Genomic DNA, 26,372 nt, shown 5'->3' on the forward strand with positions numbered 1-26,372 from the left:
CGCGAGCCATCCCCGACCGCGAGCCAATCCCCGACCGCGCCGGTGCGCACCCGCACCACGATCACGCCGGCGTCTGCGCCGGATGGCAGTCCCGTGTCACCCCCGCGGACTACACACGCTGCCCGCGGGAGCGCCCGGCGCGCGCCTCGGCCGCCACGCTCCTAGCCTCAGGCGCATGCTAGGGCTTCCCGATCACGTGCACACCTGCCTGTTCGACCTCGACGGTGTCCTGACCCGCACCTCGAAGGTCCATGCGACCGCGTGGAAGGACATGTTCGACGACTTCCTGCGCCACCGCGCCGAGCGCGAGGGCACGGCGTTCGTCCCCTTCGACGCCGTACACGACTACGAGCAGTACGTCGACGGCCGCCCCCGCGCGGACGGCATCCGCACCTTCCTCGCCGCCCGCGGCATCGTGCTGCCCGACGGCGGTCCCGATGACGGGCCCGGCGCGGACACCGTCACCGGCCTCGGCTCCCGCAAGAACGCACTGCTGCTGCGCACGATCCAGGAGCACGGCGTGGAGGCCTACGACGGATCGGTGGCATACGTGCGGGCCGTACGCGACGCCGGTATGCGGCGCGCCGTCGTCTCCTCCAGCGCGAACTGCCAGGCTGTACTGGCAGGCGCGGGTATCGAGGACCTCTTCGACGAACGTATCGACGGGGTCGTCGCCCGTGAGCGGCGGCTGCACGGCAAACCGGCTCCGGACACCTATCTGGCCGCGGCCCGCCTGCTGGGCGTGGAGCCCGCGGCGGCGGCGGTGTTCGAGGACGCTCTCGCCGGCGTTGAGGCGGGGCGTGCGGGCCGGTTCGGGTTCGTGGTGGGCGTCGACCGGCTGGGGCAGGCGGACGAGCTGCGCCGGCACGGCGCGGACGTGGTCGTCGGGGATCTGGCCGAGCTGATGGAGTCGTCGTGATCACTCACTCCAGCTACGCGGTCGAGCCCTGGTGTCTGCGCGAGACCGAGCTGAATCTCGAGGTGCTGGCGCAGAGCGAGTCGGTCTTCGCCCTCTCCAACGGCCACATCGGCTGGCGCGGCAATCTCGACGAGGGCGAGCCGCACGGGCTGCCCGGTTCGTATCTCAACGGCGTGCACGAGGTCCATCCGCTGCCGTACGCGGAGGCGGGCTACGGCTATCCGGAGTCCGGCCAGACGGTCATCAATGTCACCGACGGCAAGATCATCCGGTTGCTGGTGGACGACCATCCCTACGATCTCCGCTACGGCGAGCTGACCGCGCACGAGCGGGTACTGGACTTGCGGGACGGTGTCCTGCGCCGGACTGCCGAGTGGACTTCCCCCGCCGGCCTCGCTGTACGCATCACCTCCACCCGCCTGGTGTCGTTCACCCAGCGGGCCGTAGCCGCCATCTCCTACGAGATCGAGCCGCTGAACGGCACCACGACCGTGGCGCTGCAGTCCGAGCTGGTCGCGAACGAGCAGCTGCCCGTGGTGTCCGGTGATCCGCGGGTGGCCGCCGCGGTGGCGTCGCCGCTCCAGGGCGAGGAGCACTTCGCCGAGGACACCCGGCTGCGACTCGTCCACCGCACCGTCCGCAGCGGGCAGCGTGTGGCGGCCGCGGCGGACCACATCGTCGACGGACCCGAGGGGACGACCTGGTCGGCCGAGAGCGAGCCGGATGTCAGCCGGCTCACCGTCACCGCCACGCTCGCGCCCGGACGGCGGCTGCGGCTGGTGAAGTTCGTCGGGTACGGGTGGTCGGCCGAGCGGTCGCTGTCGGCGATGCACGACCAGGCCGACGGCGCTGTCGCCGCGGCGCGGAGCACCGGCTGGGAGGGGCTGCTCGCCGAGCAGCGCGCGTATCTGGACCGGTTCTGGTCCGGTGCGGACGTGGAGGTGGACGGCGACGCCCAGATCCAGCAGGCGGTGCGGTTCGCACTGTTCCATGTGCTCCAGGCCGCGGCCCGCGGCGAGGAGCGGGCGATTCCGGCAAAGGGCCTGACCGGCACGGGGTATGACGGGCACTCGTTCTGGGACACCGAGTCGTTCGTTCTGCCGGTGCTCACCCATACCGCGCCGGACGCCGTCGCTCCCGTGCTGCGCTGGCGGCACGCGACGCTGCCGGCGGCCCGCAGGCGCGCCGAGCAACTCGGTCTGGCGGGTGCGGCGTTTCCCTGGCGGACCATCACAGGGGCGGAGTGCTCGGCGTACTGGCCGGCGGGGACGGCCGCCTTCCATGTGAACGCCGACATCGCGGACGCGGTCGTACGGTACGCGGACGTGACCGGAGACGAGGCGTTCGAGCGGGGGCCGGGTCTGGACCTGCTGGTGGCCACCGCGCGGCTGTGGCATTCGCTGGGCCATCACGACACGGAGGGCATCTTCCACATCGACGGAGTCACCGGCCCGGACGAGTACAGCGCCGTCGCCCGCGACAACCTCTACACGAACCTGATGGCGGCACGGAATCTGATGGCCGCCGCGCGCGTGGCGGTGCGCCACCCCGAGCGGGCCGAGCAGCTCGGCGTCGACGACGAGGAGACCGCCGCCTGGCGGGATGCGGCCGCCCGGATCGCCGTGCCGTACAACGACACGCTGGGCGTGCACGAGCAGTCGGCCGGGTTCACCGGGTTCCAGCACTGGGACTTCGACGCCACCTCGCCGGAGCAGTACCCGCTGCTGCTGCACTTCCCGTACTTCGACCTCTACCGCAAGCAGGTCGTCAAGCAGGCGGACCTGGTGCTGGCGATGGTCGTCTGTCCGGACGCCTTCACCGCGGAGCAGAAGGCCCGGAATTTCGCCTACTACGAAGCGCTGACCGTGCGGGACTCGTCGCTGTCGGCCTGCTGCCAGGCCGTGGTGGCCGCCGAGACGGGGCATCTGCGGCTGGCGTACGCCTATCTGGGCGAGGCGGCGCTGATGGACCTGGAGAACCTGGAGCACAACACGCGTGACGGGCTGCACATCGCGTCTCTCGCGGGGACGTGGATCGCGCTGGTGGTCGGTTTCGGCGGGGTGCGCCGCCGGGAGCTGGACGGCGGCGGGGCTGTTGGCCTGGCGTTCGCGCCCCGGCTTCCGGAGCGGCTGACGCGGCTGACGTTCACGCTGCTGGTGAGAGGGCGGCGGCTGCGGGTTGAGGTGCACCCTTCCTCGGTCCGGTACAGCCTGGGCGAGGGTGACCCGCTGGAGATCCGCCACTACGACGAGACCTTGACGGTCACCTCGGGTCAGGCCGTCGAGCGTGCCGTGCCGCCGCTGGCGGCGCTGCCGGAGCCGCAGCAGCCCCGGGGCCGCCGTCCGGCCGACCGGGCAGGCGATGCGGCGGTGCCGGAGGGCTCGGTCTGACGGAGAGATCGCTGGACCCGGTGGTGCCAGGTACCGCCGGAGCCGGTGGCGCCCTGGCGCAGGCGGGCCCCGGGGGTGGGCGTGTGCTCGCATCGACGTCCGTCGTGCATCAGGTGCCTGTGCGAGGCGCTCCCGGAAGTCGGCCAGCACACTGCGATGGAAGCCGGGATCGTCCAGCTCCATGGCCAGGGCGTACTTGAGATCGATGCGGCAGCGCACCGCCCGTCCCGCTGCGCCCGGTTCTTGCGCACCGAGACGGCGATGGCACCGACCACGCAGAGGAGGCCGGCCAGTGTCCACAGCATCGCCAGGCTGACGACGATGGGGTTCACGGAAGTCACGAGGGTCTCCTGACGGACCGCCGCCCCGACCGGACAACCGGGCCGGGCGGGATGTTGTTGGCGTTACCTGGTGGTGGCTACACAACAGGGCGGGGGTGGGCGCGCTCGATGAACGACCCGACGCGGATCGCGATGTCCTGTCCGCTCCCGGGCGTCCAGTGCATCGGGTGCTTGAGCGCGGCGAGCATGGAGCGGAAGGCGTCGACCCCGGCCTGGTCCTCGGGGCTGATGCCGCCCGGCGCCTGTACCCACCGGCGTCGGCCTGGACCACCATTTCACGAGGCCCGGTCCGCGGCGGCGGACCGGGCCTCGGCGTTCCCGGCCGCTCAGAGAATGATCTGGTCGGAACCGGTCTCGAGTTTCGCGATCGCCGCCCGGCACGCGCCCACGAACCGGTCGAACACCTCGGTCGTGCTGCCGGCCCGTCCAGCCCTGGTGTTGACCGTGAACATGGCAGCCCGCAGCTCCGTGGTGAGTTCCAACTGCCCGCCCTTGCCCAGCATGGTGCGGTTGCACGGGTTGTCCGTGTGGACGCCGCCCAGATCGGGCAGCTCGTCACCGTCCCGCCACGCGATGCCGGCCTTGTCGAACTCTGCCTTCAGGTAGCTCTTGAACCGCTGGTTCAAGCCGCCCACAACCACGGCCTGCGGGTTGGCGGTGCCTGCCTGGTCCGCGCGGCAGCCGTGCAGGCTGAGAACGTTGAGACTGCTGAGGGCCATGGAGACGGCAACGTGATCGTCGCAGTTCCGGGAGGTAACGTGCAGTTCACCGTTGTCTCGGGAACGCAGGCCCTCGAACATGAAGTAGTCGTGCTGAGGACGGCCGTCCTGGAGCGGCGTGAGTGTGTCGGGCTGGTAGCCGGCGACAGCGAGACAGAGCTCCGAAGTACCCGTCTCGATGCCGCCACCGTGCAGCGCCATGATTGTGGTGCGGTTGTAGTCACCTCTCGCGCCCAAGGAGTGGTCGGCGTACCCGTGTCTCTTGTAGCGCCGAGCGAAGTCGACGCCCTCCTGACCGGCGAGGCGGGTGTAAAGGTCGGTGTTCGAGGCGTAGAGGTCCCCGGCCCCGGCGGCATGGGCGTCGGTCGCGGCGAGGGCGCCGAGGCCACTGGCTGCGGCGGCGGCCAGGGCGGTGAGAACGATACGGCGGCTGGCTGTTGTCATGCTGCTCATGATCGTCGGACTCAAGGGGGTTGAGAACCGAGCGCGTTGTGCGTTGCGTCACGGCTGACGACCGCTGCGCAGCCCGTTCCACCCCGACCCTTCCCGAACCTCCTCAGCCCGGGCCCGCTACCGCACTCCGCACGAATTCACGGCGGCCACGGTTGCGCGGTCACCCTTGCTGGCGCCGTACGCCACCGGGAGCACGCCGCCGGCGGCGAACCAGTGGACCGGTCGGCCTTCAATGCCAGGCTCATCGCCACGAACTACCACGACGACTGGCGCGCCCGCTACCCGGGATAGGGACGGTAGGGCGGTGGCTGGCCGCCGCCCGTGAGGATCACCGCCTCGCACAGGTGGAGTCGTCCCAACTGCACCGGGCGATCCGCCGGGACCTGACCCGCGGTGAGCTTGTTCGTTGACCTCAGTCGCAGCCGAGTGCTTGCCGGTAGTGCAAATTGCGGTGCGTGCGAGCACCACGATGGTCAGACTCACGGACATGACTGAGAAGATCACCCGCATCAACCCCGAGCAGCTGCATGAGACGCCCGGCTACCACCACATCACGGTGGTGGAGGCAGGCCGTACGGCCTATCTGGCGGGGCAGTGCCCGCTTGATCGGAACGGCGACCTCGTCGGTTCCCGTTCCCTCGAGACGCAGGTCGACCAGGTGGTCGCGAACGCGCTCACTGCCCTGGCAGCGGTGAGTGCCCAGCCGCAACACGTGGTGCGGTCAGTGATCTATGTGCGGAGCGACGAGAGGGATGTTCTGGGAGCCGCGTGGCGTCGGCTCACCGACTCTGCCCTGGGCCCGGCGTTCACTACCGCCAGCACGCTCTTGGGCGTCGCCCAGCTGGGCTTTCCCGGACAGCTCGTCGAGGTGGATCTCACTGTGGCGCTGCCCGACTGAGTTTTCTCGCTGACTGCCGAACGGCGTCTCGAACTGGGTAGCTCACCTGGGCATTCGCCGCATTCGGCTGCGGTTGGCTCGCGCGTCTTGCCGGACCGCGGTGTTGTTGACACGGATGCGTGCCGACGTCCCGCACGGGGGCGTCGCGCGCAGTCGTGGAAGGACAAGGCATGCACATATCTGGACCGATAGCAGGCCGTCGGAGTTGCGCCGCGGTCGTTGCCGCGGTGGTGGCCTGCTCGACGGTGTTCATCGGGCCGAACCCCGCCGTCGCCGGCGGTACGCCGACACCTTCGGTGCCCGCCCCGAAGCTGGACTGGAGACCCTGCGTTCAGGGCAGCCCGTTCGACTGCGCGACCGCGAAGGTGCCGCTGGACTACCGCAACCCCGGTCGTCGGACCATCGAACTGGCAGTCGTCAAGCGGAAGGCAACCGGCCCCGGACGGCGCATTGGCACCCTGTTCTTCAACCCCGGCGGGCCCGGCGGGCCCGGAACCGTTCAGATGCCACAGAACTACGAGTTCTTCCCGCGGGAGGCCCGGGAGCGGTTCGACATCGTCAGCTGGGACCCCCGCGGGATCGGCAACAGCACCGCGGTGAACTGCTTCACGAGTCCGGAGGAAGCCGCCGCCTGGGCTGCGAGCAAACCGGCAGGCTTCCCGGTGGGGGAACAGGAGCGGACGGCCTACTTCGCCGCGTACAAGGAACTGGGCCGGCGCTGTCAGCAGCGTGACCCCGAGCTCCTGCGCCACGTGTCGACCGCCGATACCGCTCGCGACCTCGACCAGCTCCGGCAGGCGGTGGGCGACCCACAGCTGACCTACTACGGGATCTCCTACGGCACGTTCCTGGGCGCCACCTACGCCAACCTCTTCCCCGGCAAGATCCGCGCCATGGTCCTCGACAGCAACTGGGACCCGCAGGCCTGGACGAACCATGGGTCCAACGAGGCCCCCCGGTCCACGGCCATGCTGCGCCTGGGCTCGGACCGCACCGCGGCAGCAACCCTGGACCAGTTCCTCACCCTGTGCGGGTCCACCACCACCGCCCGCTGTGCCTTCTCCGCCGGCAGCCCGAAAGCGACCCGGGACAAGTACGACCAGCTGATGAAGCGCCTCCGGGAACGTCCCGTGAGCGGGTGGACCTACGCCCGTACGGTCGATGACATAGTGAACGGCTTCTACGTCGTCCACCCCGGATGGACGAACCTCGCCGGCAGGCTGCAGGACCTGTGGCAGGGCCGCGCCCCGGAGCCGCCCTCACTCCCTCCCGCACCGCCGGTCCCGAACCCGAATCCGTACCTGGGTGAAGAACAGCCCAGTGCGGTGTACTGCGGCGACAGCCCCAATCCACGTGACCCCGCCGCCTACCACGCCCTGGCGGAGGCCAGCGCCGCCCGCGCGGGCGACACCGGACGCTTCTGGGCCTGGGCCTCCGCGCCGTGCGCCGACTGGCCGGGAGTCGCCGCCAACCCCTATCGCGGCCCGTGGAACAAGCCGACAGCGCATCCCATCCTGGTGGTCGGCACCACCTACGACCCCTCCACTCCCTACTCGGGCGCGCAGGCCATGACCCGAGAACTGGCCGACGCCCGCCTGCTCACCAACAGCGGGCACGGGCACACGGCACTGCTCAACCCCAGCAGTTGCGTCAACGAGTACGAGAGCCGCTACCTCATCGACGGCACACTCCCGCCGACCGGAACGACGTGCCGACAGGACACGCCGCCCTTCTCCAAGCCCAAACCGCGCGGCGGCGTCACCACAGGCGGGGGCGGGATGGCCGACATCATCCCGGGCCGGCCATAGCCCGCAGCCTGGGCACGCGCTGACTCGACACAGGCATCGTCACTGTAAACGTGATGACGCTGCGCCGGTTCCAGCGCCAGAAGAACCCGTAAACCGTCTCCCAGGGCGGGAAATCCGCAGGCAGAGCCCGCCATTTCGCTCCATTGTCGACGATGTAGCGGATGCCGTCGACGATGTCCCGCCGCGGCCACTTCTCCGGGTGGCCACCGGTCTTGGTCCGGCAGGCTCAGTCGGGCCAGATGAAGGTGCTCGCGAGGCCCTAGTTGGCCGCGCGCCCAGACGGCGCGGCAGTCGGGGACATTGCCGGGGAGGCGTCGAAGAGCGCGTGGACGGCCGCGTGGACCTGGATGGCGACCACCTCAGGGGTGGAGACGTCGAGCTTGCCGTCGAGGTGCAGGAACGCCAGGCCGTGGACGAGGGCCCACACCGTGGTCGACAGGGCGTCCGGGTCCACGTCGGGGAAGGTGGCACGGACGATCCCGCGGACGTACTCCGAGATCGCTGCGGTGGCAGCGACCCGTTCTTCGCTGGTCGGGTCGCAGGGCTCGGCGAACATCACGCGGAACAGGGCCGGGTGCTCGAGCGCGAACTGGACGTAGGCGAGGGCGACCGCGGCGAGTTCGTCTGGCGTTGAGGGTGCGGGATGGGCCTTGGCCAGGTATCCGGCGAGCTCGCGGTACCCCTCGGCGGCCACCGCGGAGACGAGAGCGTCGCGGTCGGCGAAGTGGCGGTAGGGGGCCGTCGCCGACACCCCGGCACGCCGGGCGACCGCGCGCAGCGAAAGGCCGGCGCTGCCGTCTGCTTCGAGGAGTTCGCGTGCGGCACGCAGGCAGGCGGCGCGCAGATCGCCGTGGTGGTACGTGCTGGCCTGCGGCACAGGTCACACTCCTTAATGTTCGCAGTGCTTACATCGTCGTCTAATGTGAACGATGCATACATCGTAAGTGACAGAGACGAGAGAGAGGAATCGGGATGACCAGCGAGCTGTTCTCGCCGCTGCCCCTGCGCTCCGGACAGGTGTTGAACAACCGGATCGCGAAGGCGGCGATGGAGGAGAACATGGCGGGCGACGGCCAGCTGCCCGATCAGCGGTTGCTGACGCTCTACCGGCGCTGGGCCGCCGGTGGCACCGGACTACTGATCACCGGAAACGTCATGGTGCACGCCGAGGCGCTGACGGGCCCCGGAGGCGTCGTGCTCGACGAGAACGCGCCGTTGAAGCCGTTCACCGAGTGGGCCAAGGCCGGCAAGTCCGGCAGCGGCACGATATGGATGCAAATCAACCACCCCGGCCGTCAGGTGGCCTCCGACATGCCCGGCGTCGTGTGGGGCCCCTCCGACGTCGGCGTCGACCTGGGCCGGCACAGCAGTCGCTTCGGCCGTCCGACCGCCATGACCCCCGCCCAGATCGAGGCCACCGTCACCCGGTTCGCCGTCACGGCCCACCGTGCCGAGAAGGCGGGCTTCGACGGCGCGGAGGTCCACGCCGCCCACGGCTATCTGCTGTCGCAGTTCCTGTCACCCCTGGTCAACAAGCGCACCGATCAGTGGGGCGGGTCGCTGGCGAACCGCGCGCGGATGCTGCTCGACGTCGTCCGTGCCGTCCGTGCCGCCGTCTCGCCGTCCTTCGCGGTCGCGGTGAAGCTCAACTCCGCCGACTTCCAGCGCGGCGGATTCGACGCCGATGACGCCCGCCAGGTCATCGAGATGCTTGAGCCCCTCGGCGTCGACCTGGTCGAGCTGTCCGGCGGGAGCTACGAGAGTCCGGCGATGACCGGCCGCTCCGCCGACGCACGCACTCAGGCGCGCGAGGCTTACTTCCTGGACCTGGCGAAGGACCTGGTCAGGACCAGCCCCCTCCCGCTGATGCTCACCGGCGGTATCACGCGGCGCGCCACCGCGGAGCGGGTCCTGGACAGCGGTGTGGCAGTCGTCGGTATGGGCACCGCCCTCGCCGTCACCCCTGACCTGCCCGACCGCTGGAGGAGCCACCACGAAGCCGACCGGCAGATGGCGCCAGTGACCTGGTCCGACAAGGCCCTCGCCTCGGCTGCGGGCATGGCGCAGGTCCGCCACCAGATGGGCCGCCTCTCGCGCGGAAGCGACGCCAGGCCCCGGATCCACCCGGTGTACACCCTGCTCTCCGAGCAGTGGAAGCAGCGCGGGGCGCTGCGCCGCTACCGTGCCTGGCTGTCGGCCTCGCGGGGCGCCGAGCCGGTGAACCGGCCCGCGTAGCCGGACCAACGGCGCCGCCGGCCCCGGGAGGATCCCAGGGCCGGCGGCACCTGTCGTATGCGAGCAGGAGAAAGGGGGTGGTCCGGTCACAGTGACCGGACCACCCCCTTTCGGCCTATGCGGGGCCTGGGACTGTGCTTAGCGGACCCCGGTGGCCTTCAGGACCTTCAGCGCCCTCGTCAGGAGGGTGGCCCAGGTTTCGGGTGAGACGCGGGCCGGCGGTGCGAATCCCTGGAGGCGCTGGTGGGCGACGGTCTGGGGCTCGGTGTATTTGAGGATGCCGTCGGCGCCGTGGCGGCGGCCGAGTCCCGAGTCGCCCATGCCGCCCATCGGCGCGTCGATGCTTCCCCAGGCGGCGGCGAAGGCTTCGTTCACGTTGACGGTGCCGGCGTGCACGCGGGCGGCGACGGCCCGGCCGCGTACTCCGTTACGCGACCAGACACTGGCGTTGAGTCCGTACGGCGAGGAGTTGGCCAGGGTGATGGCCTCGTCGACATCACGGTAGGAGTAGATCGAGACGACGGGACCAAACGTCTCGTGGTCGTACAGCGTCATGTCGGGGGTGACGCCGGTGAGGATGGTCGGCTCGTAGAACAGCGGACCCAGATCGGGGCGGGCCTTGCCGCCGGCGAGGACGGTGGCGCCCTTGGCAACGGCGTCGTCGACGTGTTCGGAGACGGTCTCCAGCTGGGAGGGGGTGGTGAGGCTGCCGACGTCGATGCTGTAGTCGTACGCCGCACCGACCTTGAGTGCCTTGGTACGTGCGACGAACGCGGCGATGAACTTGTCGCGGATGGACTCGGCCACGTACAGGCGCTCGATGGACACGCACAGCTGGCCCGCTGAGGGGAAGCATCCGGCGACGGCGCCGTTGGCGGCCTTGTCGATGCTCGCGTCGTCCAGGACGATCATGGCGTTCTTGCCGCCGAGTTCGAGGGAGGCGCCGATGAGGCGCCGGCCTGCGTCGCCGGCGATCTGACGTCCGGTGGCGGTGGAGCCGGTGAACATCATGTAGTCGGCGTTGTCCATCAGCGCGCCGCCGATGGAGCTGCCCCGGCCGATCACCATCTGCCACACGCCGGCCGGCAGCCCGGCCTCGTGCATCAGGTCCATGGACCACAGGGCGGTGAGCGCGGTCTGGGAGTCGGGCTTCTGCACAACGGCGTTGCCGGCCATCAGCGCTGCGATGGCATCGCTGGCGGCCATGCTGAGCGGGTAGTTCCATGGCGAGATCACGGTGACGACGCCCTTGGGGTGGCGCAGCTCGGTGCTGTGGGTCAGCAGAGGGATTGCGCCGCGGCGCCGCTTGGGGTTCAGGTACTTGGCGGCGGTGCGGGCGTAGTACCGGGAGACGATGCCGATGTCGACAACCTCGAGGAACGCGTCGCGGCGGGTCTTGCCGTTCTCGGCCTGCATGAGGTCCAGGGCCTCGTCCTGACGGGCCAGGACGAGATCGTGGTAGCGCAGCAGGATCCTCTTGCGCTCCTCGATCGGCGTGGCGGCCCAGGACTTCTGCGCCGTGCGGGCACGGGCGAACGCTTCCTCGACGTCGGCCGGGGTCGATACCGGCAGGTCGGCCAGCGGGACGCCGCTGTAGGGGGCGGTGGTGGTGACCCGTGCTGCATCCGGCGCGGCCGATACCCGCGCGGTAAGCCGCTTGAGCAGGGCCGGGGTGATGGATGCGGGCAGGCCCAAGCGGCGGGCGGTGATGGGACGAGTGGCGTGTTCGGTGGCCATGGCGGGGACCCCTTGCTACTTGTTCCGGCTCGGCACCGAGGTGGGGACCGGCATGTGGAGGGCGAGCTGGCCTTCGGTCATGGCGTCGAACCGGATGGTCCTGATCGGCTTGAGCGAGCGCAGGTCGTCGGCCATGCGGCCCTCCCCGATCTCGAGGGAGATGTCGCGGGTTGAGCGCGTCATACCAGCGTTGAGCACGTTGGTCTGGCTCAGGGTGGAGTGCCAGGCCCCGTTGATCGACGTGTACGACGTGAGTGAGCCGACGCGCTCACCGCTCGGGTAGGCGGTCTGCTTCGGCGTGCTGGCCGTGAGGGCCAGATCGACCTCACCGGTGTCGTTGGCCACGCGGGCGGTCGTCCGCTGTGCGTTGATGTCGGCGTCGAGAGCGGTGACCCACTTGGGGAAGCCGTAGCCGTCGTGGCCGCGGACCTGAGCAATCTGCGTGCTCACAGGCAGAGACAGCACATAGGAGTCGAGGTGCTCGTTCTTCAGGCCGGCGACGAGATCAAAGAATCCGAGCTTGCCGTGCCGGGCCGGCTTGACGGCGATACCGACAGCGGCCTCGGTGTAGAAGTCGATGTCGCACACGTCGTAGCGGAAGAACATCACCGAGACCAGGCCGAGTCCGGGCGCGACCTCCAGGGGTGCCAGTTCCTTCGGCAGCCGGGCGCGGATCGCCCGGGAGGGAGCCAGCATCGTCAGCCGGGCGGTCGAGATTCGGTAGTAGAAGTTCGGGGTGAGGGTGGGGCCGATGGCGGAGTCGACCCTGGTCTTGGGCAGCTGCCGGAAGAAGTCCACCCCACTGACGCGGGGGTCCCGGGCGACCTCGTCGAGGTCGGTATCCATCCGATACCGGTCGTACAAGCCACCCCTGGGGACCGAGACCGTGCGGCCGCCCAAGTCGACCTCGGCCGTTTCCCGCCGGTCTGTTACCTGCGGGCCCGCTTTGCGCCCACCTGGTTCCTGTCGGCTCGATGACATCGAAGCAGCTCCCTTACGCTCATGTTGACGGTGCTCACATGAACCTAACCCGCCATGTAAGCACCGTCAACACTGGGGAGCGCGGACCGTCGGCGCGGTGGAGCGGTCTCAGTCGTCGTGCAGGGCTGTTCGCAGGGCGTCGACGGCGAGCTTGCGGGCGACGTTGGCGGCGCGGGTGTCGCGCAGGCTGTCCAGGAGGAGGAAGTCGTGGACCATGCCCGCCACCCGTACGGAGGTCACGTCCACGCCGGCCTCGCGGAGCCTGTTGGCGTACTGCTCGCCCTCGTCGCGCAGTACGTCGGCTTCGTCGGTGATGACCAGGGTGGTGGGCAGTCCCCGGAGCTGGTCCAGGGATGCCTGGAGCGGGGAGGCGTGCACTTCGGCACGCTGGGCGGGGTCGCTGGTGTAGGCGTCCCAGAACCACTTCATGCCGTCGCGGGTGAGGTAGTAGCCCTCGGCGAACTGGAGGTAGGACGGGGTGTCGAAGTCGGCGTTGGCCACCGGGTACAGCAGGACCTGCGCCTTGAGGTCGATCCCGCCGTGCTCCTTGTTCATCATTGCGAAGACGGCGGACATGCAGCCGCCGACCGACTCGCCGGTGACGGCGATCCGCGAGGTGTCCAGGCCGTGCTCCGCGCCGTGCTGCAGGACCCACTGGCCCACGGCATAGTTCTGCTCGACCTGGGTGGGGTACTTCGCCTCGGGTGCGCGGTCGTAGACGGGGAAGACGCCCGCCGCCCCGGCGCCGACGGCGAGTTCGCGGAAGAGGCGGTCGTGGGTCTTGTCGTCGCCGAAGACCCAGCCGGCGCCGTGGATGTAGAACACCACCGGCAGTGGGCCGGTGGCTCCCTTGGGTCGGATGATCCGGGTGCGGACCGTGCCCCACTTGCCCGCGTCCACGTCGACCCACTCCTCGTCGATCTCGGGACGGGGCACGCTCGGGTCGTTCTGCAGGCCGAGCAGGATGTCGCGGCCCTTCTCCGGGGGGACCTCGTAGATCCGCGGATGCGGGTCCGTGGCCTCGCACAGCTCCTTCGCCGCGGGTTCGAGGTAGGGCGTGATCGGAGGAGGAAGATCGGTCATGTCGACTCCATGTCGCGGGCACACGGGCGCCCTTTTCGCGCGGCCCTCGCCGGCCGCGGCTGCTGTTCGCCCCCGGGTTTGCCTCCCCCCGTACCATCCTCGCCCCGCGCCTGTGAAGCGCAACCGACCGCTCCAGGCGCCCTTCCCCGGGCGGTGCGGGCCGGTGTCACGCCGTAGCGATCACCCTCGTCTGGGCGGACGATGGTCTGGGGTGCTCGCCGACGAAATCGGCGGGTCCATCCACCGGCTGCCGCCGGAGCCGTTTTGGCGAGACGCAGTCGTTCGGCGGGCAAGGAGAGACGGAGATGACCAGGGTTCTCTTCGTGGTGCCCGCGGCCGACTGCTGGATGCCGGGGGACGGGCGTGCACCCCTCAGGGTTCTGGGCCAGGGCTGGCTATGCCGCACAAGATCTTCACCGGGGCCGGCGGCGGACGGGAAAGGCGGTCCGTCGATGCTGCCGATCCCCCGGATGGCTTTCCCGGCCGCTCAGAACTTCCCGCCGTGCTGCGCAGTGCGGTGCCCCAGCTGCCGGGAGAACTCCGCGACGAACGCATCCGTCAACGGCGGCCACCCCCAGAAGTCGAAAGCGAGCGCCCCGAGGGCAAACCCGTCGGCCCACTGCCATTCGGTGACAAGCACCACGGCTTGGCAGTCGGCGCAGCGGACGCTGCCCTCCCCCGTCTCCTTCCAGGTGTCGATGGCGTCCCGGAACGGCTGCCAGGTCTCCTCGTCGGGCTCGAACGACTCGGGGTAGTCGATGAACACCGTGCGGCTACCGCAGCGCGGGCAGTCCGCGTACTCCGTGGCGTCCGCCCCCTGGCCTCCGACGTGGGCGTCACGGCCGACGATCACGGCTACCGGGGCGGGTATGTGGTCGTCCCCCCAGTCCTCCGTGGCCCGCGCCCAGTTCGGCCCGGGCACATAGCCCTCGTCCACCTGGAAGCTGTACATGGCGTCGCCGGACATCTCGCGCGTGATCAGGCCCTCGGCAACCAACCAGTCGACCATCCGCCCGGCGAGTGCACCCGCCTCTTCGCTGGACACCTCGACATCCACAACTCGCTCGTAGAAGTCACCCATCGCCGCTCCACCCCTCCTCGATCAGTTCCTGCCACTGTGTCACCCTCCTCTGACAGCGGGCGATCAACGGTCCGGGACCCACGGGATGCTCAGCCCGGCGTCATCGGGTCTCGGCCTCTGGCCGGACCTGGCCTCGGTGAGACGCTGCGGCGGCGGCCGCCTTCTCCGGCTGAGGCTGTCCCTCGGGCTTTCAGCCGGGGCGCCGCGACTGTTTGGCATGGGCGGGTGCCCGCGGACCTGACGACGATCGACACCGAGGCCTTCCCCCTCTTGGTGGGGCTGGGCCCACAACTCATGCTGCTGGTCCCAGTCGAGCGGAAGCCTGCGTCTGGCCCGCTGCGTCGTGTAGGCGATCCGGGTGCCCAGGCTCGGCCTGGGGCGGCCGCGCAAGCGCGGTCGGCCGTCAAAGTTCGACAAGACCGACTACAAGCAGCGGCACGCGGTCGAATGCGGCACCAACCTGCTCAAGCGGCACCGCGCTGTCGCCACGAGATACGACAAGCTCGCCTTCCGCTACGAAGCGACCGTGCTGATCGCAGCCATCAACGAATGGCTGTGACCAGCACTTTCACAACAGACCCCAGACGGCCCGGGGCGCGAACGGAGGGCTATGTCGCCGTGCCCGTTCGCTGCGCTTCGAGCGGGGTGCCGTAGACCTGCTTGCCCAGCCATTGGCCGCCGTCCACCGTGATCACCTCACCGGTGATGTACCGGGCGCGCTCGTCGAGCAGGAAGGCCGCGACCTCCGCGACCTCCTCCGGGCTCGCCATACGACGCTGCGGAACGCTGGCCAGCACCCGTTCGCGGCTGTCCGTGTCGCCCCACAGCGCGGCTCCTGCTCCGGCGGTCTCCGTGGGGCCGGGCGCCACGCAGTTGAGCCGGACGCCCCGGTCCGCCCATTCCACGGCGAGGGTCCGGGTCATGGCCAGCACCCCGGCCTTCGCCGCCGCGCTGTGTACGGTGCCGGGGTGGCCGTGCCATGCGTAGCTGGCGATGACCGAGACAACGCTGCCGGAGCCCTGCTCGAGCATCGTCTCGGAAGCGGCACGGACGCAGTGGAACGTGCCGTTGAGCACGATGTCGACCACGGCCCGCCAGCCTCCCGGGCTCAGTTGCTCACCGGGGCACACGAAGTTGCCAGCCGCGTTGTTGACCAGCGCGTCGATCCGGCCGAAGCGTTCTCGCACCTGCGTCATCGTCGTACTGACCTGGTCGTAGTCGCGGACGTCCGTGGGGAACGCGGCCGCCCGGCCGCCCGCCGCCCGGATCAGGCCGACGGTCTCCGCGAGCGGTTCCGGGCGCCTGCCCAGGACGGCGACGGTGCCTCCGTCGGCCGCGTACCGGAGGGCGATCGCCCGGCCGATGCCGGAGCCGCCGCCGGTGACGACGGCTGTCCGCGCGTCGGTCGTGTCGATCGTGTCGGTCATGATGGTGTCTCCCTTTGATCGTTGCGGGTGACCAGCGCGTCCACGGCGAGCACGCCGTCCGGTGCGGCCCGCAGCGGATTGATCTCGCAGGCGGTGATCCCCGGGTCGGTGAACGGGATCCGGGACACGGCGGCGACGGCGCGGGCGAGGGCCGCGAGGTCCACGCGGGGCGCGCCGCGCCAGCCGAGCAGCAGCGGATGGCAGCGCAGCCGCGACAGCATCCCCGCTGCCAGTTCCTCGGTCACCGGGGCCAGTTCCACGACGGTGTCCCGCCACAGCTCGGCCGCCACTCCCCCGGCGCCCACCAGGACCACCGGGCCGAAGCCGGGATCGTGTCCGACCCCGGCGATCACCTCGACCACGCCCGGCCGCTCGTCCATCTCCTCGACGACCAGGCTGTCCACGCCGAGCCGGCCGGTGAGTTCGTGGTACGCCGCGGCGATCTCGACGTCGTTGCGCAGCCCGAGCACGACGCCGCCCGCCTCGGTCTTGTGGGCCAGCCCGGCGGCCTTGAGGACGGTACGGCCCGGCCAGCGGCCGCTGATCCGGACCGCCTCGGCCGCCGAGGCCGCGCTCGCGGCGTCCGGGACGGCGATCCCTGCCCGCCGCAGCACCTCGCGGGCGGCGAGATAGTCCTCGCCGGAGCTGGTACCGGCGGCCGGTGCGCCGCCGCGCGTGTCGCGGCGCGATCGGTCGCGCGCGCCGTCGTGCGTGGTGCCGCGCGTGTCGCCCTGCGCGCCGTCGTGAACCGCCGGGGCCGGCAGCGCGCGGGGCCGGGCCGCGGTCCAGGCGGCGCAGTCGGCCAGTACCCGTGCCGCGAGGGCGACATCGCCGAACACGGGGACACCGCCGGCGGCCAGCGCGCGGGTGGCCGCACTCGATCGCGCCATGCTGTGCACGGTCACCGGGGTGTGCTCGGCTACGCGGGCCAGCCGCCGCGCCACCTCCCGTTCGGCCTCGGCGAGCCCCGGGTTGTCCTCGCCGTACCGGCCGAAGTAGCCGGTGAGCAGCACCGCGTCCGCGCCGGTCGCGACCGCTTCGGCCAACTCGGCGTACCGGCACAGGTTCTGCTCGCCCGCGCCCGCGAGGTCGACCGGGTTCTGCGGGGATGCCACGTGCGGCAGCAGCCCGCCGACCGAGGCGAGGACCGCTCCCTCCAGCGGCGGCAGCGCAAGGCCATGGGCGGTCGCCACGTCCGCGGCGAGCGCGCCCTGCCCTCCGGAGTCGGAGACGACGGCGACGCGCCTGCCACGCGGGCGGACCCCGAGGGCGAGCGCGTGGGCGAGCGCCGCCGCGTGGGCGGGGGTCTCGGCCCGGATCGCGCCCGCGGCCCGGCATGCCGCGTCGAGCACCTCCATGCTGCCGGTCAGCGCCCCGGTGTGGGTGCGGGCCGCCGCGCTTCCCGCCGCGCTCGTCCCCACGGCCAGGACCACCAGGGGCTTCCCCGCGGCGCGCAGGGCCCGCGCGGCGGCCAGGAACGCGGCCGGATCGCGCACGCCTTCCGTATAGCTGATCACGGCCCTGGTCGCCGGGTCGTCGACCAGTCCGGCGAGCAGTTCCTCGCTGCCGATGTCGGCCTGTACGCCCACGGAGGCGAACCGGGAGACACCGCAGCCGTGCCCGGCCAGCAGGTGGGCCAGTTCCGAGCCCACCTGTCCGCTCTGCGTGATGACGGCGACCGGGCCCTCGGTGAACCGGCCCCATGCCAGCCGCAACCGCCGGGAGGTGTCCACGATGCCGAGCGAACTCGGCCCGGCCAGGCGGGCGCCGGAGGCGGTGACGCGGTCGGCGAGTTCCCGTACCAGCCCGGGGCGGCCGGGTACCCGGTGCAGGCCGTCGGTGATCACGAGTACCACGCGGGCGCCTGCGTCGAGGGCGTCGATGACGGCCTCTTCCACGGCCGGCGCCGGTACCGCGATGGCTGCCAGCTCCACGGAGCCGTCGGCCTCACGCAGACTGCGCAGGGTGGGGACCCCGCATACCGCGGTGCCGGAGCGGTTCACCAGGCGCACGTCGCGCACCTCGCGCCCGGCCAGCGCGCCGGAGGCGAGCCAATGGCCCCATTTCGCGGGGTTGTCGCTCGCGCCGACGACGGCCACCGACCGGGGTGACCACAGCTCGGGCAGCGCGGCTGAGCGAGACCCCACCCCCGGCATCGGACCAGCGGGCGGCCCGGGCGCCCCAACGGCCAAGGCGTCGGCGTCCGCGCCATCGGCGCACAGGGCGTCGGCGCTCAGGGCATCGGCGGCCGAGGAGCCCGCGCCCACCGGCTCCGTGACCCCGGGCTCAGGCGCGCTCATCGAGGCTCCGCGAGATGATCAGCCGCTGGATGTCGGAGGTACCTTCCTCGATCTCCTCGAGCTTGGCGTCCCGCATCCACTTCTCGACCAGGAACTCCCGCGAGTAGCCCCACCCGCCGAGCGTCTGCACCGCCGCCCAGGTGGCGAACATGGCGGTCTCGGAGGCCACCAGCTTCGCCATCGCCGACTCGCGGGCGGCCGGCAGGCCCGCGTCGATCCGCTTCGCCGCCCGCCAGGTCATCAGCCGCGCGGACTCAACACGGGTCGCCATGTCCGCGAGCCGGAACGCCACGGCCTGGTGCTCGATGATGGGTTTGCCGAACTGCTTGCGCTGCTGGGCGTATTCGGTCGCGTACTCGGTGGCGGCCCGGGCCACTCCCGTGGCCGAGGCGGCCAGGATCGTGCGGGACCGGTCGAAGGTGTGCATCAGGCCGCCGAACCCGGCGCCCTCCTCACCGAGCCGGTCGCGGGCGTCGACCTCCACCCCGTCGAGTACGACCTCGGCGTTGATCAGCGCGCGCTGTCCCATCTTGGGCCAGGGCTTGGAGACGCTGAGGCCGGGAGTGTCCTTGTGGACCACGAACGCGGTGATGCCGTGGGAGCGCAGCGCGGGATCGACGGTGGCGAAGACGATGTAGTACTCGGAGGCGCCGGCGTTGGAGATCCATGCCTTGCGCCCCGACAGGACGTAGCGGCCGTCCTTGCGTACGGCCCGTGTGGTCAGGCTCGCCGCGTCCGAGCCGGTGTCGGGTTCGGTGACCGCGAGGGAGGTCATCGGCGGGCGTTCGGCGCTGAGCGGGGTCAGGAAGCGCTCGCGCTGCTCGCCGGTGCCCAGTTCGAGGACGGGGTGGGCGAAGAAGCCGTTCGCGGTCAGCAGGTTCCCGATGCCCAGGTCACCGGTGCACAGCTCTTCCTGCACCAGGACCTGGGTGAACAGATCGGTGAAACCGCCGCCGCCGTACTCCTCGGGGAGCATGTACGAGGTGAGGCCGACCTTCGCGGCGGCGTTCCAGATCTCCCAGGGCACTTCGGTGTCCGCCTCGTCGACGGCGCGGGCCACGGGCCGGATCTCGTGCTGGGCGAATGTCCGGCACAGGTCGAGGATGTCGCTCTGTTCCGCGGTGAGTTCGACCAGTTCAGTGGGAAGACGCACGGGTTGACTCCTCGTCAGTGTCAGGCGCGGGCCCGAGCGCGCCGCAACCGGCGCCTCGGGATGGACGTCAACGTAATAAATAACTGATGAGCCAGTCAATAATGGTGACGTGAAAAACCCGCGCCCCGGAGAGCGCGGGAATCAGGTCATCCGGGCAGCCCGGCCTGTCACCTCCGTCACGTCCGTCACGTCATCCGGACAGCACGATCCGGTCGACGAACGACTGACAGGCCGCCCGCATCCGCGCGAGCGTCATGTTCCGTGATCCGGCGAGCACTTGGAGCGCGAGCCCGTCCAGCATCGCGACCAGTAGGTTCGCCGTCTCGACCGCGTCGCCGTCATCGATGCGCCCGGCCGCCTGGCCGTCCCGGACCATGCCGGCGACGATCCTGCGCCACTCGCCGTAGGCGCGGTCGTTCAGCTCCTGGAGGTCGGCGTCGTGGATGGCCTCCACCCACAACTCCGCCCAGACGTGCCATGACTCGACCGTCTCGTCATCCTCCGGCAGATACGCGTCCACGAGCGCGCGCAGCTTCGCCACCTCGTCGTCGTCCGACTCCAGGATGGCCATACGGCGCGCGAAGGACCGGGCGACGTTCTGCTCGAACGCCGCGTGCACCAGATCTCGTTTGTTGGTGAAGTAGTAGTGCACGATCCCCGAGGAGAGTCCGGCCTCCTTCGCCACGTCGGCGATCCGCAGCGCGCGGAAGCCGTTGTCCGCGATGACCTTGCACGCCGCGCGGAGGATCTGCTCCCTGCGCTCCGCCTCGACGTTGGGCCGCGCCATGGCTCTCCTTCTACCGGTGGGTACACGCCGCAGCCCACTGTAGCGGAGTTGATTCACGCGTCAGTCAGTACTCACTCGTATCCGCCTCTGCCGAGCCGCCGCACGCCCCACCGGGTGAGCACGTAGTGCAGCACCCCCGCGACCAGGACGGCCGGCAGGGACGCGGTCAGGTAGCGGAACGGCCCGGCCGGCTCGTAGTTCACCGGGTCGAGCAGGAGCGCGTACGTGAGCGCACCGGCGGCGAGCGCGGCGAACGCCGCAGGGTTGTAGCCGTGCCAGAAGCCGTAGCGGGACCGGTCGCCCGTCAGGTACAGATCGCGCAGGCCGAGCCTGCCACGCCGCAGTACGAAGTAGTCGACGAACTGCACCGCGCACAGCGGCGCCACCAGGATCGCGCCCCAGGAGACGAACCGCGCGTAGTTGTCGTACACCGCGGCGGGGAAGAAGACCAGCACGGCGGCCGGCGCGAGGATCACCGCCGCCGTCAGCGCCCACGGGACCCTGCGCAGCAGCCGTCCGCCGCCGCCCTTGAGCGCCACCATGGACGAATACCCCTGCGCGACGATGCTGGTGACGTTGGCGAAGCCGACGAACGCGAGCGCGATGACGCCCAGCACCGCTCCGCCCAGCGGCACCATCCACAGGGTGGGGTCCTCCGAGGCCAGCGCGAGCGCGGCGAAGGCGCCCACGACCGCGGCGAGCACCGAGGTGAAGAACAGACCGACGAGATTGGGCCAGAAGGCGGCGCGGGCGCTGGTGGTGAGCCGGGCGAGGTTGCCGACGTTCGGCCACCAGGCGAAGCCGCCGGCGATATTGAGTTCCACGGCAAGCATGAAGTCCAGATGCCGGTCACCGGAGGAGGCGAGCGGCGGGACGGCGGCGAGCTCCGACCACGAGGTCTGCGTGAAGATCAGTACGAGCATCCCGGCCGTCACGACCACCAGGCCGGGCGCGACGATGCGGTTGACCCACTCCACGGACACCGGGCCACGCGCGAGCACGACCCAGGAGATGATCACGGCGCCGAAGGCGATCAGGCTGGTGAGCATGCCGGAGCCGCCCGTGTCGGCGTGGAACGCCTCGGCCGCGACATTGCCGAGCGCGTGGCCGCACATGATGGCCAGCACCGCCGCCCAGGCCGCGGCGAGCATCGTGGACATGACGACCATCAGAATACGGGCGCCGGCCGAGCCGAACACGCTGCGCAGCGCGATGAACTGCTCGATCCCGTACTTCGCGCAGGGGATGCAGGGGACGAGCGCCACCAGGAGCACGCTGATCCCGTAGCCGAGCACGATGCTGGCGATCCCCGCCTCGGCGCCGACATACAGGGCTACGGCTCCGCCCTGGAGAAACGCCCAGGTGGCGATGGACAGGCCGACGTTGACCGAGGAATAGCCCCAGAAACCCCACAGCCGCTCACGGCGCAGCAGTGGCAGCTCGTTGAGGGTCGCGTCACCGAGGGGCACGCCACCGGCAGTCGCGTCACCAGCAGTCGCGTCAGCGGCGGTCGCGTTGGCAGCAGTCGCGTCACCGGCCGGGGCGGCGCCCCCCGGTTCCGGCCTCGCCGTGGCGCTCATGCGGGGTACCCCCACCACACGAGCGGCAGGGCGACCGCGATGAGCCCGAGCGCGGCGATCCAGACATCGCGCCAGGGCAGATCGGGCAGGGCCGACTCCCCGCTCGCCGGGTCCTCCAGCAGTGCGAGCCGCCGTTCCAACTCGGCCTGGAAAGTTGCCTCATGCATGGTGCGGACCCTCTCCTCTGATTGACTGGCCAATTAGTTATGGGAGTGTGAGACAGCCCCATACCCCTGTCAAGGCATCGCACAGACTGCGAAATCAGCGCTTCCGAGACGGACTCAGATTCTTCCGGGAATATTGACTGGCTGGTCAAAGAACCCCCACCATGGCGCAATGATCCAGCCAGCAGCCGCCCCCGTACCCCTCCCGGCAAACGCTCCCGTCGTGGTCGTCGGAGCGGGATACGCGGGGCTCTCCACCGCTCTGACGCTGCACGACCACGGGGTTCCCGCCCTCGTACTCGAGGCGGCCGACCGGGTCGGCGGCCGGATTCTCACCAGCCGGACCCGGTCCGGCGTACTCCTGGACCTGGGAGGGCAGTGGGTGGGTCCCACTCAGCACAAACTGCTCGCCTGGGCCGAGCGGTTCGGCTGTGCGACCTTCCCGACCTGGGACACCGGAGCCCATCTGGAGGCGTGGCACGACGGCTCGGTACGCCCCTGCACCGACGACGGCCCGGCGGACGCCCCCGGGATGGCGGAGTACTCGGCGGCGGCCGCCAGGATCGACGCGCTCGCCGCCACCGTGGACCTCTCCGATCCGGCCGGCGGCGCGGAGAGCGAGTGGTGGGACAGCGAGACCGTGCATTCCTACCTCCGGCGCACCGTCCTTTGTGCGGACGCCCGCCGCCGGATGGCCCTGGCGGTTCAGGGGGTGTGGGCGATGGAGCCGCGTGAGATCTCGCTGCTGCACCTGCTGTTCTACGTGGCGTCCGCGGGCGGGTTCGCCCAGCTCATGGAGGTACGGGGGGCCGCGCAGGAGGCCCGCTTCACCGCCGGGGCGCAGGCCCCCGCGCTGGCCGCCGCCCGCCTTCTCGGCGATGCGGTCGTGCTGGGTACGCCCGTGGAGGCCGTCGAACGGGAGGAGTACGGCGGGCCGCTGGTCGTCCGTACCCCGCGCGGGGAGGTGCGGGCCGGCCATGTCGTGGTGGCCACTCCCCCGCCGGCCACCGCGGCGATCCGGTTCCGGCCTGGCCTGCCCACGCCCCGGGCCCGGTGGGTGCAGCGCAGCGTGATGGGCGATGTGGCGAAGGTGCATGCCGTCTACGACCGGCCGTTCTGGCGTGCCGCCGGACTGTCCGGCGTGGCCTCGCTCTACGGCGAGGACGCGGTGGGGGTGGTTTTCGACAACTCACCGCCCGGAGGCGAGGCCGGGGTCCTGGTGGCGTTCGTCTACGGCGACCGGCTGAGGCGCTGGTCGGCCCTGCCCGAGAGCCGGCGGCGTACCGACGTACTCTCCACGCTGGAGCGGCTGTTCGGCGCCGGCGCGCGGGAACCGGTCGACTACGTGGAGAAGATCTGGCCGCAGGACCCCTGGGCCGGCGGCGGATACGCGGCCAACCCCGGGCCGGGCGCCTGGGTGGCACACGGCAGGGAGGGCTGGCGGGCCCCGGTGGGACGGATCCACTGGGCGGGGGCGGAGACCGCGAGCGTCTGGAACGGCTACATGGACGGCGCCATCTCCTCGGGAGAGCGGGCGGCGCACGAGGTCCTCGGAGCGCGCGACGGCGCGTGCGCCGTGGAGTAACCGGGGCCGGCCCACCGGGAGGCGAGGCGAAGGCGGGAACCTGAGCCCCGCCGGCCGGGGCTCAGAAGCGGTTGGCGGCGACCGTACGCCAGAACGCGTCGACCCTGGCGTTGAACGCGTCCGGGGACTCCTGGAAGGGCTGGTGCGCCTCACCTGGCAGCATCTCGAACTCCGCGCCCGGAATCGCCTCGGCGACGATCCGCCCGAGCCGTGGAGGCGCGGTGATGTCAAGCTCGCCGGCCAGGACGAGGGCCGGTGCGGTGATACCGGGCAGGCGGTCGAGCGTCTCATGCGTCATAAAGGCATCCAGCTGGTGCTGGAAGGCCTCTGCGGACTGCGGGTACGGGAAGGCCAGCGTCTCGTCGATGACCTGCTGCACCATGCCGTTCGCGTGAGCGCGGGGGGTGTAGACCCAGAGCAGGAACGCCTCGAGCATGGCGCGTTCGCTCGGCGCCTCCGTCGCGAGCCAGTGCCAGAAGCGGGTCATGGAGCGGAAGAAGGCGTCCGGCTGGCCCCAGGTGCTCACGAGGACAAGGCTGCGGACCAGCTCCGGGTGGCGCAGCGCCAGCTCCTGCGCGATCAGACTGCCGAGCGAGAAGCCGACGACATGAGCCTTCTCCACCTGGAGCGCCCGTAGCAGCGCCGCGGCGTCGTCGGCCATCATCGGCACCGACAGCGGCTGTTCGGGCAAGGGCGTCCGCCCGGACCCCCGGTTGTCGAAGGCGAGGAGCCGGTAACGATCGGAGAGCCCGTCGAGCTGCGGCTGCCACGCCTCGGCAGGGTCGCTCAGCCCGGCGATCAGCAGTACGTCCGGCCCACTGCCCCGGCGTTCGGCCCAGATTCCGGTCCCGTCGACGTCGACCCGCTCGCCCATCGCCGCACCTCCGTTCGTTCAGCGCCCATGGCGGTCACTGGGTGGTCACGGTGGTCACAGTGGTCACGGAGATCCCTCCCCCGGCCTCCATCCCCAAGCGGTGATCATCCCCGGGGACAGTCCGGCGCAGTCCCGTGAGTCCAGGTACCGGACGGCCTCCTCGATCCCGTCCTCGTCCACCAGACCGGTCGCCAGCACGGCCTCACGAGACCGGTCCCACGTCTCCGCCCAGAAGCGGCTGATCGCACTGCCCGGGACGAGCGGCGGGACGTGGATCTCGGCCGCGACCGCCGCGAGCCCCGCCTCCTGGAGCATCCGGGGGTAGTTCAGCACCCAGGAGACGTCCGTGCCGATGCTGTCGCGCAGGCCTTGCCACATCGCCCGCATGACCGCGGTGTAGGGGGTCGCCGGAGCCGACGCGCCGGTGGTCAGGTCCACCGCGTCACTGAGCACGAGGACGCCGCCCGGTGCGAGGAGGGACCTCAGTCTCCTGATCAGGGCCTGCCGCGAGGGCATGTGCATCAGGACGAAGCGCGCGTGGACCAGCCGGAACAGGCCGGGGTCGAAGTCCGCAGCGGTGATGTCCGCCTCCAGGACCGTCAGGCCCGGCGTCGGGTCGGCGGCGAGGAACCGTGTGTCACGGTCCACCGCGAGAACGCCCGCCACCGCGGCCTCGGTCAGCAGCCGCCGGGCGACGGTCCCGGTGCCCGCGCCCACGTCCAGGCACTGCCAGCCGGGGCCGGCTCCCAACGCCTTCAGCCGGGTCAGCGTGGTGTCGTCGTAGACGACGGCTCCGAGGTCGATACGGTCCCCCTCGCCCCGTGCCTCCGGGCGGAAGACCCGCTCGCCGTAGCGCCCGTCCCCCGTCGTCTCCACAGCCATGCGCGTCACCGCTTCCCGCAGGCACTCGGGTTCAGCTCCCACCACCCATTCCAGCAGTCCCCCGTGGCCGCCGCATCTCACCCGATCGGCCGCCTGGGGATGAGGTCCGAGAACGGGGAGGTGTGCCCGCCGCGCGTGACCCGGGACCCGGTCCTTACCGGGGGCGCCCCCGGCAGGGTCTCAGCGGCCGCCGGAGACTCTCAGCACCGCGCCGGTGGTGTACGAGGCATCGGCCGACAGGAGCCAGGCGATGGCACCGGCGATCTCCGCGGGCTCACCGGCGCGGCCGAGGGGGATCTGCGCGGCCGCTTTGGCAGGACGGTCGGGGTCCCCCATGGCGGCGTGCATCTCGGTGTGGACGACGCCGGGCGCGACCGCGTTGACCCTGATGCCGTCCGGGCCGAGTTCCTTGGCCAGACCGATGGTCAGGGCATCGGTCGCAGCCTTGGTCGCGGCGTAGTGGACGTACTCGCCGGGACTGCCGAGCGTGGCGGCCGCGGAGGAGATGTTGACGATGGCACCGCCCCCGCGCGCCGCCATGTCCCGGGCCGCTCTGCGACAGCACAGCAGGTAGCCCAGGAGGTTCACCTCCAGCACGCGTCGCAGGTCCTGCGTACGGGTGTCGGTGAGCCTGGCGAGTGGGCCGGTCACGCCGGCGTTGTTCACCAGACCGGTCACCGGCCCGAGTTCGTTGGCAGCGACGTCGAACAGCCGCTCCACATCCGCCTCGTCGGAGGTGTCCACCCGGACCGTGACACACCGCGCCCCGGCCGCACGCACGGCGGCCGCGGTCTCCTCGGCAGCGGCACCGTTGCTGACGTACCCGAGGACGAGGTCATGCCCGTCGGCCGCCAGCCGGACACACGTCGCTGCCCCGATCCCTCGACTGCCGCCTGTGACGATGGTGACCGGACGTGACACACGTTCCTCCCGCGATAGCTGATCAGTGGCCCGATCCTAGGCTGACCACCTGCG

General features: G+C 70.9%; 21 protein-coding genes and 3 pseudogenes. 7 read left to right on the plus strand and 17 right to left on the minus strand.

Annotation, left to right across the window (positions count from 1 at the left end; translation table 11 throughout):
- The first annotated feature begins 175 nt into the window (after window positions 1-175).
- Together ACWV17_RS24580 and ACWV17_RS24585 are read left to right on the plus strand one after the other, a co-directional pair.
- Window positions 176-919, plus strand: a complete 744-nt coding sequence (locus tag ACWV17_RS24580) for an HAD family hydrolase (protein ID WP_455361415.1) — start codon at window positions 176-178, stop codon at window positions 917-919.
- Window positions 916-3,309, plus strand: coding sequence for a glycoside hydrolase family 65 protein (locus tag ACWV17_RS24585; protein ID WP_455361416.1), 2,394 nt, complete (start codon window positions 916-918; stop codon window positions 3,307-3,309). The genes ACWV17_RS24580 and ACWV17_RS24585 overlap by 4 nt, the downstream gene beginning before the upstream one ends.
- Window positions 3,310-3,423: 114 nt before the next feature.
- Here ACWV17_RS24585 and ACWV17_RS24590 read toward each other — a convergent pair.
- Window positions 3,424-3,540: pseudogene (locus ACWV17_RS24590) on the minus strand (transposase); the annotation flags it as partial.
- 436 nt (window positions 3,541-3,976) lie between these two features.
- On the minus strand, window positions 3,977-4,813 hold the full coding sequence (locus ACWV17_RS24595; RefSeq protein ID WP_455361417.1) for a poly-gamma-glutamate hydrolase family protein: 837 nt from the start codon (window positions 4,811-4,813) through the stop codon (window positions 3,977-3,979).
- Between the two features lie 496 nt (window positions 4,814-5,309).
- On the opposite strand from ACWV17_RS24595, the gene ACWV17_RS24600 reads away from it, so the two are divergent.
- Complete coding sequence (locus ACWV17_RS24600) at window positions 5,310-5,720, plus strand: RidA family protein (protein ID WP_455361418.1); 411 nt, start codon at window positions 5,310-5,312, stop codon at window positions 5,718-5,720.
- A gap of 170 nt (window positions 5,721-5,890) precedes the next feature.
- On the plus strand, window positions 5,891-7,528 hold the full coding sequence (locus ACWV17_RS24605) for an alpha/beta hydrolase (RefSeq protein WP_455361419.1): 1,638 nt from the start codon (window positions 5,891-5,893) through the stop codon (window positions 7,526-7,528).
- Between the two features lie 52 nt (window positions 7,529-7,580).
- Here ACWV17_RS24605 and ACWV17_RS24610 read toward each other — a convergent pair.
- Both ACWV17_RS24610 and ACWV17_RS24615 read right to left on the minus strand, forming a co-directional pair.
- A pseudogene (locus tag ACWV17_RS24610) lies at window positions 7,581-7,754 on the minus strand (transposase); the annotation flags it as partial.
- Window positions 7,755-7,787: 33 nt separating this feature from the next.
- Window positions 7,788-8,405 (minus strand): TetR/AcrR family transcriptional regulator, encoded by a 618-nt coding sequence (locus tag ACWV17_RS24615; RefSeq protein WP_455361420.1) that lies wholly within the window; start codon window positions 8,403-8,405, stop codon window positions 7,788-7,790.
- Between the two features lie 95 nt (window positions 8,406-8,500).
- Here ACWV17_RS24615 and ACWV17_RS24620 point away from each other — a divergent pair, with 95 nt between their 5' ends.
- Window positions 8,501-9,763 carry an NADH:flavin oxidoreductase/NADH oxidase family protein gene (locus tag ACWV17_RS24620; protein WP_455361421.1) on the plus strand — a complete coding sequence of 421 codons (1,263 nt, stop codon included), beginning with the start codon at window positions 8,501-8,503 and terminating at the stop codon, window positions 9,761-9,763.
- A 138-nt stretch (window positions 9,764-9,901) separates the two neighbouring features.
- On the opposite strand, the gene ACWV17_RS24625 is transcribed toward ACWV17_RS24620, so the two are convergent.
- The 4 genes from ACWV17_RS24625 to ACWV17_RS24640 all read right to left on the minus strand — a co-directional run bounded on the left by ACWV17_RS24625 (window position 9,902) and on the right by ACWV17_RS24640 (window position 14,645).
- The gene (locus tag ACWV17_RS24625; protein WP_455361422.1) at window positions 9,902-11,500 is read right to left on the minus strand and encodes a succinic semialdehyde dehydrogenase; all 1,599 of its coding nucleotides are present in this window, start codon (window positions 11,498-11,500) and stop codon (window positions 9,902-9,904) included.
- Window positions 11,501-11,515: 15 nt separating this feature from the next.
- Window positions 11,516-12,481 (minus strand): acetoacetate decarboxylase family protein, encoded by a 966-nt coding sequence (locus ACWV17_RS24630; RefSeq protein WP_455361423.1) that lies wholly within the window; start codon window positions 12,479-12,481, stop codon window positions 11,516-11,518.
- 108 nt (window positions 12,482-12,589) lie between these two features.
- Window positions 12,590-13,564, minus strand: a complete 975-nt coding sequence (locus ACWV17_RS24635; RefSeq protein ID WP_455361424.1) for an alpha/beta hydrolase — start codon at window positions 13,562-13,564, stop codon at window positions 12,590-12,592.
- A gap of 487 nt (window positions 13,565-14,051) precedes the next feature.
- A complete protein-coding gene (locus tag ACWV17_RS24640; protein ID WP_455361425.1) occupies window positions 14,052-14,645 on the minus strand; it encodes a hypothetical protein in 594 nt (197 codons plus the stop codon).
- Window positions 14,646-15,039: 394 nt separating this feature from the next.
- Between ACWV17_RS24640 and ACWV17_RS24645 the strand changes: the two are divergent.
- A pseudogene (locus ACWV17_RS24645) lies at window positions 15,040-15,204 on the plus strand (IS5 family transposase); the annotation flags it as partial.
- 49 nt (window positions 15,205-15,253) lie between these two features.
- Here ACWV17_RS24645 and ACWV17_RS24650 read toward each other — a convergent pair.
- From ACWV17_RS24650 to ACWV17_RS24675, 6 genes are all read right to left on the minus strand, one after another.
- Window positions 15,254-16,072 (minus strand): SDR family oxidoreductase, encoded by an 819-nt coding sequence (locus ACWV17_RS24650; RefSeq protein WP_455361426.1) that lies wholly within the window; start codon window positions 16,070-16,072, stop codon window positions 15,254-15,256.
- Entirely contained in the window at window positions 16,069-18,372 is a 2,304-nt protein-coding gene (locus ACWV17_RS24655; RefSeq protein ID WP_455361427.1) for an acetate--CoA ligase family protein, read from the minus strand. The genes ACWV17_RS24650 and ACWV17_RS24655 overlap by 4 nt, the downstream gene beginning before the upstream one ends.
- On the minus strand, window positions 18,359-19,525 hold the full coding sequence (locus ACWV17_RS24660) for an acyl-CoA dehydrogenase family protein (protein ID WP_455361428.1): 1,167 nt from the start codon (window positions 19,523-19,525) through the stop codon (window positions 18,359-18,361). Before ACWV17_RS24660 ends, ACWV17_RS24655 begins: the two co-directional genes overlap by 14 nt.
- Before the next feature lie 190 nt (window positions 19,526-19,715).
- A complete protein-coding gene (locus ACWV17_RS24665; protein ID WP_455361429.1) occupies window positions 19,716-20,312 on the minus strand; it encodes a TetR/AcrR family transcriptional regulator in 597 nt (198 codons plus the stop codon).
- Window positions 20,313-20,383: 71 nt separating this feature from the next.
- The gene (locus tag ACWV17_RS24670; RefSeq protein WP_455361430.1) at window positions 20,384-21,892 is read right to left on the minus strand and encodes a cytosine permease; all 1,509 of its coding nucleotides are present in this window, start codon (window positions 21,890-21,892) and stop codon (window positions 20,384-20,386) included.
- Complete coding sequence (locus ACWV17_RS24675) at window positions 21,889-22,059, minus strand: hypothetical protein (RefSeq protein WP_455361431.1); 171 nt, start codon at window positions 22,057-22,059, stop codon at window positions 21,889-21,891. The genes ACWV17_RS24670 and ACWV17_RS24675 overlap by 4 nt, the downstream gene beginning before the upstream one ends.
- Window positions 22,060-22,228: 169 nt before the next feature.
- Here ACWV17_RS24675 and ACWV17_RS24680 point away from each other — a divergent pair, with 169 nt between their 5' ends.
- Window positions 22,229-23,641 carry a flavin monoamine oxidase family protein gene (locus ACWV17_RS24680; RefSeq protein WP_455361432.1) on the plus strand — a complete coding sequence of 471 codons (1,413 nt, stop codon included), beginning with the start codon at window positions 22,229-22,231 and terminating at the stop codon, window positions 23,639-23,641.
- 61 nt (window positions 23,642-23,702) lie between these two features.
- On the opposite strand, the gene ACWV17_RS24685 is transcribed toward ACWV17_RS24680, so the two are convergent.
- From ACWV17_RS24685 to ACWV17_RS24695, 3 genes are all read right to left on the minus strand, one after another.
- On the minus strand, window positions 23,703-24,515 hold the full coding sequence (locus ACWV17_RS24685; protein ID WP_455361433.1) for an alpha/beta fold hydrolase: 813 nt from the start codon (window positions 24,513-24,515) through the stop codon (window positions 23,703-23,705).
- A gap of 63 nt (window positions 24,516-24,578) precedes the next feature.
- The gene (locus ACWV17_RS24690; RefSeq protein WP_455361434.1) at window positions 24,579-25,397 is read right to left on the minus strand and encodes a class I SAM-dependent methyltransferase; all 819 of its coding nucleotides are present in this window, start codon (window positions 25,395-25,397) and stop codon (window positions 24,579-24,581) included.
- A 180-nt stretch (window positions 25,398-25,577) separates the two neighbouring features.
- Window positions 25,578-26,318 (minus strand): SDR family oxidoreductase, encoded by a 741-nt coding sequence (locus ACWV17_RS24695; protein WP_455361435.1) that lies wholly within the window; start codon window positions 26,316-26,318, stop codon window positions 25,578-25,580.
- Window positions 26,319-26,372 lie beyond the last annotated feature (54 nt).

Source organism: Streptomyces mabaensis (assembly GCF_053763515.1).

Excerpts from the sequence above, each read along its gene's own strand:
- ACWV17_RS24630 (WP_455361423.1), bottom strand. The coding sequence starts at position 12,481 with ATGTCATCGAGCCGACAGGAACCAGGTGGGCGCAAAGCGGGCCCGCAG.
- ACWV17_RS24625 (WP_455361422.1), bottom strand. The coding sequence starts at position 11,500 with ATGGCCACCGAACACGCCACTCGTCCCATCACCGCCCGCCGCTTGGGC.
- ACWV17_RS24600 (WP_455361418.1), top strand. The coding sequence starts at position 5,310 with ATGACTGAGAAGATCACCCGCATCAACCCCGAGCAGCTGCATGAGACG.
- ACWV17_RS24635 (WP_455361424.1), bottom strand. The coding sequence starts at position 13,564 with ATGACCGATCTTCCTCCTCCGATCACGCCCTACCTCGAACCCGCGGCG.
- ACWV17_RS24655 (WP_455361427.1), bottom strand. The coding sequence starts at position 18,372 with ATGAGCGCGCCTGAGCCCGGGGTCACGGAGCCGGTGGGCGCGGGCTCC.
- ACWV17_RS24605 (WP_455361419.1), top strand. The coding sequence starts at position 5,891 with ATGCACATATCTGGACCGATAGCAGGCCGTCGGAGTTGCGCCGCGGTC.
- ACWV17_RS24595 (WP_455361417.1), bottom strand. The coding sequence starts at position 4,813 with ATGACAACAGCCAGCCGCCGTATCGTTCTCACCGCCCTGGCCGCCGCC.
- ACWV17_RS24640 (WP_455361425.1), bottom strand. The coding sequence starts at position 14,645 with ATGGGTGACTTCTACGAGCGAGTTGTGGATGTCGAGGTGTCCAGCGAA.
- ACWV17_RS24680 (WP_455361432.1), top strand. The coding sequence starts at position 22,229 with ATGATCCAGCCAGCAGCCGCCCCCGTACCCCTCCCGGCAAACGCTCCC.
- ACWV17_RS24685 (WP_455361433.1), bottom strand. The coding sequence starts at position 24,515 with ATGGGCGAGCGGGTCGACGTCGACGGGACCGGAATCTGGGCCGAACGC.
- ACWV17_RS24580 (WP_455361415.1), top strand. The coding sequence starts at position 176 with ATGCTAGGGCTTCCCGATCACGTGCACACCTGCCTGTTCGACCTCGAC.
- ACWV17_RS24665 (WP_455361429.1), bottom strand. The coding sequence starts at position 20,312 with ATGGCGCGGCCCAACGTCGAGGCGGAGCGCAGGGAGCAGATCCTCCGC.
- ACWV17_RS24650 (WP_455361426.1), bottom strand. The coding sequence starts at position 16,072 with ATGACCGACACGATCGACACGACCGACGCGCGGACAGCCGTCGTCACC.
- ACWV17_RS24690 (WP_455361434.1), bottom strand. The coding sequence starts at position 25,397 with ATGGCTGTGGAGACGACGGGGGACGGGCGCTACGGCGAGCGGGTCTTC.
- ACWV17_RS24670 (WP_455361430.1), bottom strand. The coding sequence starts at position 21,892 with ATGAGCGCCACGGCGAGGCCGGAACCGGGGGGCGCCGCCCCGGCCGGT.
- ACWV17_RS24620 (WP_455361421.1), top strand. The coding sequence starts at position 8,501 with ATGACCAGCGAGCTGTTCTCGCCGCTGCCCCTGCGCTCCGGACAGGTG.
- ACWV17_RS24675 (WP_455361431.1), bottom strand. The coding sequence starts at position 22,059 with ATGCATGAGGCAACTTTCCAGGCCGAGTTGGAACGGCGGCTCGCACTG.